Genomic DNA, 13,065 nt, shown 5'->3' with positions numbered 1-13,065 from the left:
CCCGCTACGCCACCGGGCGGGGCGTCGGCGCGTGGCCCAGCGCCGCGAGCTGGATCTGCAACGCCAGTCGCGCACGCGGCGACCCCAGGTCGACGGCGACGACCTCCGTGAGCCGGCGCATCCGGTACCGGAGCGTGTTGGGATGCACGTGCAACTGCCGGGCGGCCCGCTTCAGGTCACCCTGCTGGTCGAGCCAGGCGCCGACCGTGGCGACGTAGTCGGTGCCGTGCTCCCGGTCGTGCGCGACGAGGTCGGGCAACGGCCCGCCCACCAGCAGGTCGGCGCTCGGCACCGTGCCGACCACCCGGTGCACGACCACCTCCGCCCACTGGTCCTCGAACCGCAGCACCGGCCCCCGCTGCCCGGCCGGGTCGCGCAGCGCGAGCAGCTCCGCGGCCTCGGCCCGCGATCGCGGCAGGTCCGTCAGGTCGCGGGCGACGCCGCCGGACGCCGCGTGCAGCCCCGGGTCGTGCACGGCGACGTCGTGGACCAGCTTCTCCATCCACCGCCGGGACCCGGGCGCCCCGCCCTTGTCGACGAGTACGGCGAACAGCACGTCTCCGACGTCGGCGAGCAGCGGCTGGCGCCAGCCGTGCCGGCGGGTGATCGACTCCCACAGGGCGAGGTTGTCGACCATCTCCCCCGTCCCGCCGAGCGCGACGACCCGCCACGGTCCCTCGGGGAGGGCCAGTTCCTCCCGACCGGTCCGGCCGGGGGCCCGCAGGACGGCCCGCAGGCGGTCGGCCGACACCCGGCGCGCGACGTCGGCCTGCACCCGCAGGCGGAGCAGGTGCAGGGCCAGCACGGACGCCGTGCCCTGGAGATCACGCAACCGCGCGTCCGGCACCGGGCCCTCGACGACGGCCCAGATCGAGCCGAGCAGCTCGCCACCGGCGCGGATCGGGACGACGAGCCGGGGCAGCGTCCCGTCCGGCCCCTGCGGTACGAAGATCAACCCGCTGCCCGTCGCGAGCCTGCGGAAGACGCCACGGGACCGGAAGTGGGCGACCACGTCGCCGGGAGCGCGTCGTCCGACGATCGTCGACACGCGCGCCGGGTCGGCCCGGTCCTGCCGCGACGAGTAGGCCAGCACCCGGGACTGGGCGTCCTCGATCGTCACCGGCGCGTCGACGACGGCGGCGGTCGCGTCGGCGAGGGCGAACAGCTCGTCGTAGACGCCGGGCTCACCGGTCTCCGGCGAGCCGGGCGCGACGGCCCGGTCGATCATCCCGCGCAGCAGCCAGACGAGCTGGGCCCAGGAGCCGTGGCGCTGCAACTCGACCAGGGTCAGGCGCCGTTCGGCGGCGGCCGACGTCACGTCGGGGTGCGAGGCCAGCGGAGGCTTGAGGACGAGGCCGGCGGCCCCGGCCTCGTCGCAGCGCGCGACGACGGTACGCGCCTGCTCCGGTGTCGCGACGCCCGCACCGAGGACGAGATCGCCGCTCCGGCCGGTCGTGGCGTCGTCGAGTTCGGCGATGGTCACGTCGCGGACCTCCGCGTCGTCGGCGGGGACGACGATCTTGAGCAGCGCGGCGCCGGCCGCCTCCACCACGCCAGCCACGGTGAGCATGACGCGATTGTGCCCGGGCCTTGTCCGGCACGGCCAATGACCAGGGCAATCATTGGTCGGAACGAACAATGACCTCCCGGCCCGGCGGGGACAGGATTGGCCGATCCCGGTTGCCCCTGAAGGAGAGAACGCGATGTCCCCCGTCGAGTCAGTGCCCGCCCCCCAGCACGTCGCCGTCGTGGGCGCGGGGATGGTCGGGCTGGCCACCGCCTGGTTCCTGCAGGAGCGGGGGGTCCGGGTCACCGTGCTCGACCGTACGGGGGTGGCGGCGGGCGCGTCGTGGGGCAACGCGGGCTGGCTCACTCCCGGCATCACCACTCCCCTGCCGGAGCCGGCCGTGCTGCGCTACGGGCTGCGCGCCGTCCTGAGCCCGTCCTCGCCGGTCTACGTGCCGCCCCGCGCGGATCCGCGGCTGCTGCGGTTCCTGGCGGGCTTCACGCGACACAGCACGTCGTCGAAATGGCAGGCCGCGATGCGGGCCCTCATCCCGATGAACCGGCGGGCGTTGGCGGCGTTCGACGCGCTGGCGGCCGGCGGGGTCGCGGCGCCGACGCACGACGCGAAGTCGTTCGTCGCGGCGTACCGGACCGAGGCCGAACGGTCGGTCCTGCTCGACGAGCTGGCGCACATCCACGCCGCGGGCCAGGGCATCGAGTTCGACGTCCTGACCGGGGCCGAGGCCCGGGAGGTGGAGCCCTCGCTGTCGGACGCCGTCGGCGCCGCCATCCGCCTGCACGACCAGCGCTACGTCAATCCCGGGCAGTACGTGCACGCGCTGGCCGACGCCGTCCGCGCCCGGGGCGGGGCGATCGTGGCCGGGGTCGACGTCGTGGACGTCCGCGACGAGGCAACCGGCGTCCGGGTGGTGACCTCCGCCGGCACCGACGAACGGTACGACACGGTGGTGCTGGCGACCGGCACGTGGCTCGGCCAGTTGGCCCGACGGTTCGGCGTCCGGACCGTCGTGCAGGCCGGCCGCGGTTACAGCTTCAGCGTCGCGATCGAGCACCTGCCGGCCGGCCCGGTCTACTTCCCGGCGCAGCGCGTGGCCTGCACGCCGCTGGGCGACCGGCTGCGCGTCGCCGGGATGATGGAGTTCCGCAGCGCGGAGGCTCCGCTGGACCGGCGCCGGGTCGCGGCCATCGCCGACGCCGCGCGGCCGCTGTTGCGGGGTGCCGACCTGGACGCCCGCACCGACGAGTGGGTCGGTTCGCGGCCCTGCACCCCCGACGGCCTGCCCCTGATCGGCCGGACCGGGTCACCGCGCGTCTTCGCCGCCGGCGGCCACGGCATGTGGGGCATCACCCTCGGCCCGCTCACCGGCGAACTGCTCGCCGCGCAGATCACCGGCGGCGGACAGCCCGTGGAGCTGCGCCCCTTCGATCCGCTGCGCTGACGGCGGTCGGACCAGGCCGCGAAAATGACGTGCGGCTGACGGCCGGGCGCCCTACGTTGCCGCCGTGACCCTCGACATCGTGAGCCTGGCGGACCGTCCCGACCTCGCCCAGCCCCTCGACGAAGGCTTCGACGGGGCGTGGCCGCCGTTCATGCTGTGGGACCCGATGGGCGCCGTGTACTACGGCGTCGCCCACGACCTGTATCCCGAGTTCGTGTTCGCCGCCGTCGACTCCGCCGAGCCCGGCCGCCCCGTGGCCCGGGCGTACGCCGTGCCGTTGCGCTGGACGGAGGACGAGCTTCCCGACGGCGGCTGGGACCGGGTGATCCAGCGGGCCACCGTCAACCGCCTCACCGGCACCACCACCAACATCGTCTCGGCGTTGGAGATCTGCATCCGACCGGACCACCGCGGCACCGGGTTGTCCGCCCTGATGCTCACCGCCATGCGGGAGGCCGTCGCGAAGCTGGGCTACGACACGCTGGTCGCGCCGGTCCGCCCGAGCGGCAAGCACACCCGACCCGAGCTGCCGATGACCGAGTACGCCGCGCGGGTCCGCGAGGACGGCCTGCCGGTCGATCCGTGGCTGCGGGTGCACGTGCGCGCGGGCGGGCGGATCGAACGCGTCGCCACCCGGTCGATGACGATCGCCGGCACGCTCGCCGACTGGCGTCGCTGGACGGGCCTGCCGTTCGACACCACCGGGCCGGTGCACGTGCCGGGGGCCCTCGTGCCGGTGCACTGCGACGTGGCGCACGACCACGCCGTCTACGTCGAGCCCAACGTCTGGGTCAGGCACCCGCTCCGGGTTCCGCCTCGCCCGTAGGGGTCAGGCCGGTGCGATCCGCACGTCGTGCGGCGTCGTGTCGGGCGCGGCGAGCCGGAGCACCCGGTGCCCCTCGGCGGCCACCGCGTCCGCGTCGGCGGGTCGCAGCCGGGCGAACGGCACGACGGTGACGAGCCCGGCGCGGCGGTCCAGCTCCCAGGTGCCGGCCACCATCCCGTCGACCAGCACGGTGGGCATGATCAGATCGGCCACGCAGACCCGGCGCCGGATCTCGTCGGTCATGAGGCGGGTCCGGTCCGCGTGGGCGAGCAGCAGGTTGTCGAAGCCGGCGAGCAGCCGTACGGGCGCCGGCGTGTCCGGGTCGGGCCGGGGCGCGTCGGGGAGGTCGTACAACCGGCGGCCCGACTCGTCGCGGAAGGCGCGCAGCTCGCCGGCCATGTCGGCGACGACCTGCGGCAGCCCGCTGACGCCCGACCAGGTCCGCAGGTCGGCGGTCGTCGCGGGCCCGAACGCGGCCAGGTATCGCGAGACCAGCCGCCGTGGATCGGGGCGTGCCATGGGCCCGAGGCGCTCGGTGGCCAGCACGAGCGGGGTGGCGCCGCGCGTGTCCCAGGTGCCGCTCGGCGCGGGGTGCAGTAACGGGAGCAGGTACTGCGCGGACCACGCGAGCGCGGTGCGGTCGGCGGCCGGGCGACGCTCGGCGAGTCGCCGGCCGAGCTCGGCGCGGGTCAGGGTACGCCCGGCCAGGATCTCCCGGGCGTCGGCGACCAGCTCGGTCAGGTCGACCCCGGCGGTACGCCGACCGAACACGTTGCGCTGCACCCGGGCCAGCAGCGGGTCCAGCAGCGGGCGCAGCCACCGGAAGTCGTCGGCGCTGACCAGGTGCTGGGTGGCGCGCAGCAGGCACGAGCGCACCAGGTGGCCGTCCTCGATCGCCCGGGTGAGGTCGGCGAGCGTGCCGCCGGCCAGCCGCGAGTGGAGGGCGAGGTAGGGGTCGTTCGGGCCCTGGGCGTTGAGGCCGGCGATCCGCTCGACCGCCTCGACCACCCCGGTCCCGCCGCGCCGCAGCAGCAGTTGCCGGTGCAGCGTGGCCCGGTTGAGGGCCCGCCGGCCGAGCACCTCGGTCGCCGCCGGGGGCCCCTGCCGGCGGGTGCCCATCAGCGGACCTTCCGGAAGAAGTCGCGTACGTCGTCGGTGAACAGCCGGGGCTGCTCCAGGGCGAAGAAGTGCCCGCCCCGGTCGTACTCCGACCAGTGCACCACGTGGTGCTCGCGCTCGGCGAACCGGCGGATGGTGACGTCCTTCGCGGTCGACACCAGCACACCGGTGGGCACCGTGCCGACGGCGGTGGCCGCCCAGCCACCGGCGGCGTCGCCGTCCGCCCCGGTGTCGTCCCACCCGCCCGCCGCGTCGCTCCACGCGTTCGCGGTGATGTCCTCGTAGTAGACCTGCGCCGCTGATCCGCCCGTGCCGGTCAGCCAGTAGAGGCTGACGTTGGTGAGCAGCCGGTCGGCGTCGACGACGGCCTCGAGGGGCTCGTCGGCGGGGCGGTCGGTCAGGCGGTGGAACATCTCGACGATCCACGCGAGCTGTCCGGCCGGCGAGTCGTGCAGCCCGTACGCCAGCGTGTGCGGCGACTTGGCCTGGATCTGCAGGTAGCCGTCGTTGTAGCTCTCCATCGCCGCCAGGCGCCGCTGCTCGGCGTCGGTGAGCCCGTCGAGTTCGCCCTCGGCGCCGACCGGGTAGGTGACCAGCGCGTTGACGTGGACCCCGAGCACCTGCTCCGGGGCCTGCCGGCCCATGGCCGGGGCGACGTAGGAGCCGGTGTCCCCGCCCTGCACCCCGTAGCGCTCGTAGCCGAGCCGGCTCATCAGCCGCACCATGGACGTGGCCATGGTCTCGCTGCCCCAGCCCGGCGCCGCCAGCGGCGTGGAGAACCCGAACCCGGGCAGGGACGGGACGACGAGGTGGAACGCGTCGGCCGGATCGCCGCCGTGCGCGCGCGGGTCGGTCAGCGGGCCGATGACGTCGACGAACTCCAGGATCGAGCCCGGCCACCCGTGCAGGAGCATCAGTGGCGTCGCGTCCGGCTCGGGCGAGCGCACGTGCAGGAAGTGGACGCGCTGCCCGTCGATCTCGGTGACGAACTGCGGGATCCTGTTCAGCTCCGCCTCGTGGGCCCGCCAGTCGTAGCCGGTGCGCCAGCGCTCGGCCAGACCCTTCAGGTAGGCCACGGGCACGCCGCGACTCCAGCCGACGTCGGGCAGCACCGGCCAGCGGGTGTTCGCCAGCCGGGCGGTCAGGTCGTCCCACTGCTCCTGCGGGATCTCGATGCGGAAGGGCCGGATCTCGGAATCGGAATTCGTCACGGCCACCACGCTAGGCGCCGGTTAGGTCAGGATCGTTCCTAACCGGCCTGGCATCCTGGTAGTCATGTCGCAGACCTCGGCCCGCCTGCTGAAGTTGCTGTCGCTGTTGCAGACGTACCGGGACTGGTCCGGTGCCGACCTCGCCGACCGGCTCGGGGTGACCACCCGCACCGTGCGCCGGGACGTGGACCGACTGCGCGAGCTGGGCTACCCGGTGCGCGCCACCCAGGGCACCGCCGGCTACCGGCTGGGCGGCGGCGCGGCCCTGCCGCCGCTGCTGCTCGACGACGACGAGGCGGTCGCGGTCGCCATCGGCCTGCGCACCGCCACCGCCAGCTCGGTGACCGGCATCGAGGAGACCGCCCTGCGCGCGCTGGGCAAGCTGGAACGGGTGCTGCCGTCCCGGCTGCGGCACCGCGTCGACACCCTGCAACGGGCGACCGTCCGGGTCGCCGACGCGGGGCCGGGGATCGACCCGAACGTGCTGCTCGCCATCTCCGAGGCCACGGCGCGCCGCGAGCGCCTGCGGTTCGACTACACCAGCCACCAGGGCGCCGGGACGGTACGCGACGTCGAGCCGCACACCCTGGTCAACTGGGGCCGGCACTGGTACCTCGTCGCCTGGGACACCGACCGGGACGACTGGCGTACGTTCCGCGTCGACCGGCTGCGCACGCGCACGCCGAGCGGGCCGCGTTTCACCCCGAGGGAGGCGCCCGACGGCGACGTGGCCGCGTACCTGTCGCGGCAGTTGTCCACCGGTCCGTGGGCCGTACGGGCCACCGTCACCATGCACGGGCCGGCCGCGACGGTGACCGACCAGGTGTGGCCGGGGATGGGTGCGGTGGAGCCCGTCGACGACGACACCTGCCTGCTGCACCTCGGCGCCGACTCGGCCGCGGACCTGGCCTGGATGGTCACGTCGGTCGGCGTGGACTTCACCGTCACTGGTCCCCCGGAACTGGTCGACGCGATCCGCGCCCTCGGCGACCGCTGCCGCCGGGGCACCTGACCCGTCCACCGTCGTCCGCGCTGCTGCCTGCCGGTTCACGGCCGGGCGGGCGGCGGCCCCGTGTAGCCGCTGTTCCAGCGGAACCGGTTGTTCGGCTGGGTGTACTCCTCGTTGACGTGCGCGATCCAGCCCGCCGTCCGGGCGACCGAGAAGATCACCTCGGCGGCGCCGGGTCCCATGCCGGTCGCGTGTGCCAGCACGGCGATCGCGAGGTCGATGTTCGGCGGGGCGCCCCGCCGCGCCGCGGTGGCGGTCAGGCCGTCGACGGCCCGCCACAGGTCGTCCTCGGTTGGGAGGTCGGCGACGAGGTCGAGCAGGGCGGCGGCGCGCGGGTCGCCCTGCGGGTAGCGCGAATGCCCGAAGCCGGGCAGGTCGCCGGTACGCAGCCACTCGGCGATCGCGGCCGAGGCGCCCTCCCGGCGCGCGACCCCGATCATCCGGTGCACGCCGCTGCCGATGGCCCCGTGCATCGGCCCGTCCAGCGCGCCGAGGCCCGCCAGCACGGCCGCGTAGGGGTTCGCCCGGGTCGAGGCGGCGACGCGTACCGCGATGGTCGACGCGGCCAGGTCGTGGTCGGCGAGCAGAACGAGGGTGGCGTTGAGCGCCCGGAGACCGGCCGGGGAGGGCGGTGCCTCGGTCAGGCGCGCCCACAGGCGGGTGGCCAGGCGCTCGTCGGCGGGCGCCGCACCGCTGAGCGGTAGCGCGTCGACCATCGTCGAGAGCAGGGCGGGGGCGAGTGCCGTCACGGTGGTGGGCGCCAGGTCGAAGCGCAGCGGGTCCATCGCGGCGGCGACGGCGACGATCACCGGCAGCCGGTCGAAGAGCCGGGCCTGGGCGGGCAGGTGACTGCTGGCGAGCCTGGCCCGCTCGAGGGTCTCGACGGGCGCGGTGAAGGTGCCCGGGCGCCGCTCGCCCGTCCACAGCCAGTGCGCGATTTCCTCGAACGACGTCACCGGCGCGAGCTGCGCCGCGTCCAGGCCCCGGTAGTGGAGGCGCCCGTACGCGATCAACGTCGTGTTGGTCCGCATCGCGGGGGCGGCGTCCCGTTCCGGCCGGGTCGCCTGCGTGCGGGCCGCCAGCCGCTCGACGTCGACCAGCCGGAACCGGCTGATCCGCTCGCCGGGCACCCTGACCCTGGCGAGCAACCCCCGGCTGACGTACGCGTAGACGGTCTCGGGCTTGACGCGCAGGCGCAGGGCCACCTCGGCGGTCGTCAGCAGGTGTTCGGCGGACATGTGGCGATGCTCTCATGTTGACTGGATCAACGTTGACCGGGCCGTTCGGCGGGCGTGACGCTGCCCGCATGACTGACACCATCACCGTTCCGCGCGGGCTCGCCGGCGTCGTGGTCACCGACACGACGATCGGCCGCGTCCGGGGTGCCGAGGGCTTCTACCACTACCGCCAGTACTCGGCGATCGACCTGGCCGAACACCGCACGCTGGAGGACGTCTGGGCGCTGCTCGTCGACGGTCGCCTGCCCGCCGATCCCACGGCCCTGCACCAGGAGATCGCGCCGCTGCGCCACATCCCGCCCGCCGTCGCCGCGGCGCTGCCCGGCATCGCCGCGGCGTCGGCGGTGCCGGACCCGATGGGCGGGCTGCGCGCCGCGCTGGCCGTCGCCGGCCTCGCCGCCGGGGCCCGCCCGCTGTACGACACCACCCCCGCGCAACGGCGGGCACAGGCCATGGCGCTGTGCGCCCTCACGCCCAGCCTGCTGGCGGCGCTGTTCCGGCTGCGGGCGGGCCTGGCACCGATCCCGCCGCGCGACGACCTGTCGCACGCGGCGAACTACCTCTACATGATCACCGGCGCGGAGCCGTCCCCGGCGCACGCCCGCGCGATCGAGCGCTACCTGATCGCGACCGTTGACCACGGCTTCAACGCGTCAACGTTCACCGCCCGCGTCATCGCCTCCACCGGCGCCGACATCTACGCCTGCGTCGGCGGCGCCCTCGGCGCGCTGTCCGGCCCGCTGCACGGCGGAGCCCCCAGCCGGGCCCTCGACACCCTCGACGCCATCGGCTCCGTCGACCGGGCCGACGCGTGGCTACGCACGCGCATCCGCAACGGCGAGCGGATCATGGGTTTCGGGCACCCCGTCTACCGCACGGAGGACCCCCGCTCGCGCATGCTCAAGGGCGTCGCCCGCTCCCTCGGCGGGGAGTTGGTGGACTTCGCCGTGGCCGTCGAGGAGCGGGTCCTGTCGTTGCTGGCGGAGCTGAAGCCGGGCCGGGAGCTGCACACCAACGTGGAGTACTACGCGGGCGTCGTCATGCACCTGTGCGGGCTGCCCCGGGAGATGTTCACGCCGACCTTCGCCACCAGCCGGGTCATCGGGTGGTGCGCGAACGTCCTGGAGCAGGCCGAGGACTCGAAGATCATCCGGCCGGACTCCCGCTATGTGGGCCCGCGCCCGCCACAGCCGCTGCCAGCCGGGGCCGCACCGCTGGCGGACTAGCCGGTGCCGGCCTGGGCAGGGCCAGCAGAGCGACGTCCGCGCGGTCGGTGGCATCCTCTACTTCGCCCTGACCGGCCACTGGCCGCACGCCGAGGCTCCGCAGCACGAGCACACCGGCCAGGCAGCCGACGTCCCGCACCGCGCGGGGCGGCGGCAACCGACCGGGACCGGCTACCCTGCGGCGATGCGGTTCGAGCCGGGCGAGATCATCACCCGTCGCTATCTGCGCGGGCCGTGGTGCACGTGGCTGCAGCCGATGCGCGTCGTGGCCGACGACGAGCACGGGCTGCTGCTCTGGCATCCGGCCGGCAGCGACTTCGCCCGGCTCGTCGACGCGGACGGCCGGACCCAGCACGACGTCACCGTCGACCAGATGCGTGCTCCCCGGCTGACGGTGCTGACGTGGCAGGCATACGACGTCCTGGTCCTCATGCCGCCGGGGGCGGCCCACTCGGTGTGGTGGTTCTTCCGCGACGACGCCTTCGCCGGCTGGTACGTCAACCTCGAGGAGCCCTGCGTCCGGCGGCCCGGTGGCGTCGACACCAACGACCTCGTGCTCGACGTCGTCGTGACGCCGCAGCGGCAGTGGGAGTGGAAGGACCTCGACGAGTTCGAGGGGCGCGTCGGCAACCCGCTCTACTTCGACAGCGCCACCGCGGCCGCCGTCCGCGCCGAGGGAGAGCGACTGGTCGGGCTGGTCGAGGCGGGGAGCCACCCCTTCGACGGCACCCACACCGACTTCCGGCCCGACCCGCACTGGCCACCGCTGCGGCTCCCGGCGCTTCTCGACGAACCACCGGGCCCGACCGCGTGACAGCCGGGGCCTCCCGCCCGGCGCGGGCCGGCCGTCAGGAGTCGCCAGGTGGACAGACCAGCAGGCGCACGACCGGCAGCCACCCGACCGCGGTGCAGAGGTCGACCGTGGGCGACTCCGACGGGACCGGTTCGGGGACGGGGGCCGGCTCGGTGCCCGGGACCGCCTCGGTGCTTGGAACGGTGCCCGGGACCGGCTCGGTGGCGGGTGCCCCCGTGGCGGTCGGCGCCGGACCGCCGCTGCGGGACGGCAGCGTCACCGGGAGCGCCGACGGGGCGGGTCCGCCGGGCGACTCCGCCCGGGACACCCGCGTCGGCGCGCGTTCCCGCGTCGTCCCGGGATCGGTGTGGCCCGCCGGCACGTCGGGCCCCGACAGCGCCGGGTCGGTCTCCCACGCCACCGGCTCGCCGAAGGCGACCGGCGCGGTGGTCCCGGCGGGCGCGGGCGTCGCGGCGGCGCCCGGCCCGCCCCCACCCGCCCGGTGCGGCGGGTCGGCCCGCTGGGGACCGATCGCAGTGGCAGCCAACGCCACCGCGACGGCGGCGGCGAGGGCCACGCGGCGGTCGGCACGCAGCCTGGCCGACGGGGCGTGATCCGGCTCGACCGGTGACGGCGGCACCGGCCGGGCACTCCGGTGAGCGGCCAGCAGGGTGTCGAGTTGCCCGGCGACGCAGGCGCGTTGCCCGACGGCGGAGGCGAAGGCGAGGGTGAGGTAGAAGCGGAAGTTGACGGTCGCGGCGGCCGGCACCCGCAGCCCGGTGAGCCGACGCCCGTCGGTGGTGTGCAGCAGCGTGAGCGGAACGGCGGGGTGGTGGGCGGGCCCCGACATCTCCGCGTACCGCCACTCGTGCCGTTCGCGCCGCGAGGAGAACGCGATCCGGTGGTTGGTGACGACGGCCATCCCGGTGTCGACGGCCCGTACCCCGGCCGGCAGCGCGTGAGCGCCGACGCCGGCCGTGACCACGGTCAGGCCCGGTACGGGCAGGCCGGTGAGGTGCCGCCCCTCGACCTCGACCAGGTCCGCGACCGGCAGTACCCGGTAGACGACCTCGTCGTCGTCGAGATCCACGGGCAGGCCGGCGCGCGGCTGCGTACAGCCGAGGAAGCCGGCGGCCTCGATCCGCAGGCGGACCAGGTGATCGTCGTGCCGCCGCCAGGTTTCGGCCGCCACGTCGTACGCGTGCCGCCGCCGGGCGTTCTCGCGCTCCGCCCACCTGGTCCGCCACGGGGGCTGCGGCGACAGCGGGGGCGCCACGGTGGAGGGTGATGTCGACGTCACATCTCGTACAACCGCCGACCGCGCGCTTAGGAAACTGGCGTCGGTCGATACTTACCCAATGTCACGATAAGCAAGGATTCTCGTGCTCTCCTGCGCCTACGGCGGCTGCCCACGTCGGACGCGGGCACCAGCGTCAGGGCTGCGACGACAGCCGGCGCCGGTGCGCACTCCTGCGGGCCGTGACGACGATCGCGAGCACGCCGCCAGCGAGCACCCCGGCCAGTCCGAGGCCGATCGCGCCGAGCTGCGTCGCCGCCCGGGACCTGGCCCCGAAAAACCAGGGCGGCTCACCGATCGACAGCTCGACGTCGGGCTGGGCCGGGGTCAGGTCGCAGCGTACGGCGTACTGGCCCGGTGGCTCGGCCTGGATGAGAAGCGTGCCTCGCCACTCCCGCCCACCGGCGCTCCGGACGAGGTTGTCCTCGGCCGTGGACCGGCTGTGCCACCCGTCGGGTTCCCGGCCGTCGAATGCCGTGGGCTCGCAGGTCACCGCAGGCACGGACGAGCCGGCCCCACTGATCCACACCATCCTGCCGGCCCGGTCGTCGCCGGTGAAGCTGATCGGGACCGACAGACCCGCCGGCATGCTCGGCCCCACGGAGCCGCCCAGACGGCCGGGCAGGAGAAGCAACGCGGCACCCGCGACGAGAGACAGCAACGCTGTCGCCGCCGAGACGGCGTACCACCGGCGGGACGGACGCAGCGGCCCGACGGCCTCGGACAGGAAGGACACCCCGACATGATGCCGGAGCACGACCGTGCCCGGCCGCCCTGCCTCCCGGCGGCCGGCGGCCGGCGGGTGGCCTCCCGCCGATCGCCCGCCTCGGCCCGGGGCCCGGGCGGGAGGCCGCGCGCCTTCGGCCTCGCGGTTTGCCGGACGGGCACGCGGGTAGACGCCGCCATCCGTCGCAGAGAAAGGCCCCGAAGGTGGACAACAGCGAGTTCATCAACTCGGTGGCGACACGTTTGCGCACGTCGCCCGAGCAGGCGACCGCCATCACGCGCGCCACGCTCACGACCCTGGCGGAGCGGATCGACGGGGGCGAGGCGCGTGACCTCTCCGCGCTGTTGCCCGACGAGCTGCGGGCCTACGCGTTCGCGCCCCGGGACAAGGCCCAGCGCTTCGGGCGCGACGTGTTCGTCCAACAGGTGGGCGGGCGGGCCGAGGTGGACGGGGCGACGGCGGCGGCCGGCGTACGCGCGGTGTTCGACACCCTGCGCGCGGCCCTCCCGCCCGGTGACTACGACGACATCGTCACCCACCTGCCGGCGGAGTTCTGGGCACTGACGGACTCGGCGGGTCGGTACGACGGCAGGCAGGGCGGATAGCGGCGACGCGGGCGCGCTGCCCTCAGCAGAATCCCTCGCCTTCCGCGC

General features: G+C 74.9%; 12 protein-coding genes. 6 read left to right on the top strand and 6 right to left on the bottom strand.

Annotated features, from left to right (window positions below; genetic code table 11):
• Positions 1–4: 4 nt before the first annotated feature.
• Positions 5–1,570: a helix-turn-helix domain-containing protein gene (locus tag ABZ809_RS24505; protein ID WP_357564918.1), complete on the bottom strand. Its 1,566-nt coding sequence runs from the start codon at positions 1,568–1,570 to the stop codon at positions 5–7.
• 133 nt (positions 1,571–1,703) lie between these two features.
• Between ABZ809_RS24505 and ABZ809_RS24500 the strand changes: the two genes are divergently transcribed.
• Both ABZ809_RS24500 and ABZ809_RS24495 read left to right on the top strand, forming a co-directional pair.
• The gene (locus ABZ809_RS24500; protein WP_357564917.1) at positions 1,704–2,966 is read left to right on the top strand and encodes an FAD-dependent oxidoreductase; all 1,263 of its coding nucleotides are present in this window, start codon (positions 1,704–1,706) and stop codon (positions 2,964–2,966) included.
• Between the two features lie 64 nt (positions 2,967–3,030).
• Positions 3,031–3,792 carry an N-acetyltransferase gene (locus tag ABZ809_RS24495; RefSeq protein ID WP_357564916.1) on the top strand — a complete coding sequence of 254 codons (762 nt, stop codon included), beginning with the start codon at positions 3,031–3,033 and terminating at the stop codon, positions 3,790–3,792.
• A 3-nt stretch (positions 3,793–3,795) separates the two neighbouring features.
• Here ABZ809_RS24495 and ABZ809_RS24490 read toward each other — a convergent pair whose 3' ends face one another.
• Positions 3,796–4,911: a winged helix DNA-binding domain-containing protein gene (locus ABZ809_RS24490; RefSeq protein ID WP_357564915.1), complete on the bottom strand. Its 1,116-nt coding sequence runs from the start codon at positions 4,909–4,911 to the stop codon at positions 3,796–3,798.
• Positions 4,911–6,101: an epoxide hydrolase family protein gene (locus ABZ809_RS24485; protein ID WP_357564948.1), complete on the bottom strand. Its 1,191-nt coding sequence runs from the start codon at positions 6,099–6,101 to the stop codon at positions 4,911–4,913. The genes ABZ809_RS24490 and ABZ809_RS24485 overlap by 1 nt, the downstream gene beginning before the upstream one ends.
• 85 nt (positions 6,102–6,186) lie before the next feature.
• Between ABZ809_RS24485 and ABZ809_RS24480 the strand changes: the two genes are divergently transcribed.
• On the top strand, positions 6,187–7,134 hold the full coding sequence (locus tag ABZ809_RS24480) for a YafY family protein (RefSeq protein WP_357564914.1): 948 nt from the start codon (positions 6,187–6,189) through the stop codon (positions 7,132–7,134).
• Positions 7,135–7,169: 35 nt separating this feature from the next.
• Here the strand turns inward: ABZ809_RS24480 and ABZ809_RS24475 are convergent, their stop codons facing one another.
• Complete coding sequence (locus tag ABZ809_RS24475) at positions 7,170–8,369, bottom strand: citrate synthase (RefSeq protein WP_357564913.1); 1,200 nt, start codon at positions 8,367–8,369, stop codon at positions 7,170–7,172.
• A 68-nt stretch (positions 8,370–8,437) separates the two neighbouring features.
• On the opposite strand from ABZ809_RS24475, the gene ABZ809_RS24470 reads away from it, so the two are divergent.
• Together ABZ809_RS24470 and ABZ809_RS24465 are read left to right on the top strand one after the other, a co-directional pair.
• Entirely contained in the window at positions 8,438–9,595 is a 1,158-nt protein-coding gene (locus ABZ809_RS24470) for a citrate synthase (protein ID WP_357564912.1), read from the top strand.
• Positions 9,596–9,779: 184 nt separating this feature from the next.
• Positions 9,780–10,409, top strand: a complete 630-nt coding sequence (locus ABZ809_RS24465) for a DUF402 domain-containing protein (protein ID WP_357564947.1) — start codon at positions 9,780–9,782, stop codon at positions 10,407–10,409.
• Positions 10,410–10,443: 34 nt separating this feature from the next.
• Here ABZ809_RS24465 and ABZ809_RS24460 read toward each other — a convergent pair whose 3' ends face one another.
• Both ABZ809_RS24460 and ABZ809_RS24455 read right to left on the bottom strand, forming a co-directional pair.
• Complete coding sequence (locus tag ABZ809_RS24460; RefSeq protein ID WP_357564911.1) at positions 10,444–11,664, bottom strand: hypothetical protein; 1,221 nt, start codon at positions 11,662–11,664, stop codon at positions 10,444–10,446.
• Between the two features lie 157 nt (positions 11,665–11,821).
• Positions 11,822–12,421, bottom strand: coding sequence for a hypothetical protein (locus ABZ809_RS24455; RefSeq protein ID WP_357564910.1), 600 nt, complete (start codon positions 12,419–12,421; stop codon positions 11,822–11,824).
• Positions 12,422–12,615: 194 nt separating this feature from the next.
• On the opposite strand from ABZ809_RS24455, the gene ABZ809_RS24450 reads away from it, so the two are divergent.
• Positions 12,616–13,017: a DUF2267 domain-containing protein gene (locus tag ABZ809_RS24450; protein WP_357564909.1), complete on the top strand. Its 402-nt coding sequence runs from the start codon at positions 12,616–12,618 to the stop codon at positions 13,015–13,017.
• The last annotated feature ends 48 nt before the right edge of the window (positions 13,018–13,065 follow it).

The organism is Micromonospora sp. NPDC047074, assembly GCF_040643815.1.
Lineage (GTDB): Bacteria > Actinomycetota > Actinomycetes > Mycobacteriales > Micromonosporaceae > Micromonospora.
The sequence above is the reverse complement of the archived record's forward strand: the minus strand, read 5'-3'. Positions and strand labels throughout refer to the sequence as shown.

Coding starts and splice junctions, on each gene's coding strand:
- ABZ809_RS24505 (WP_357564918.1), bottom strand. CDS start 1,570: ATGCTCACCGTGGCTGGCGTGGTGGAGGCGGCCGGCGCCGCGCTGCTC.
- ABZ809_RS24500 (WP_357564917.1), top strand. CDS start 1,704: ATGTCCCCCGTCGAGTCAGTGCCCGCCCCCCAGCACGTCGCCGTCGTG.
- ABZ809_RS24490 (WP_357564915.1), bottom strand. CDS start 4,911: ATGGGCACCCGCCGGCAGGGGCCCCCGGCGGCGACCGAGGTGCTCGGC.
- ABZ809_RS24480 (WP_357564914.1), top strand. CDS start 6,187: ATGTCGCAGACCTCGGCCCGCCTGCTGAAGTTGCTGTCGCTGTTGCAG.
- ABZ809_RS24475 (WP_357564913.1), bottom strand. CDS start 8,369: ATGTCCGCCGAACACCTGCTGACGACCGCCGAGGTGGCCCTGCGCCTG.
- ABZ809_RS24470 (WP_357564912.1), top strand. CDS start 8,438: ATGACTGACACCATCACCGTTCCGCGCGGGCTCGCCGGCGTCGTGGTC.
- ABZ809_RS24465 (WP_357564947.1), top strand. CDS start 9,780: ATGCGGTTCGAGCCGGGCGAGATCATCACCCGTCGCTATCTGCGCGGG.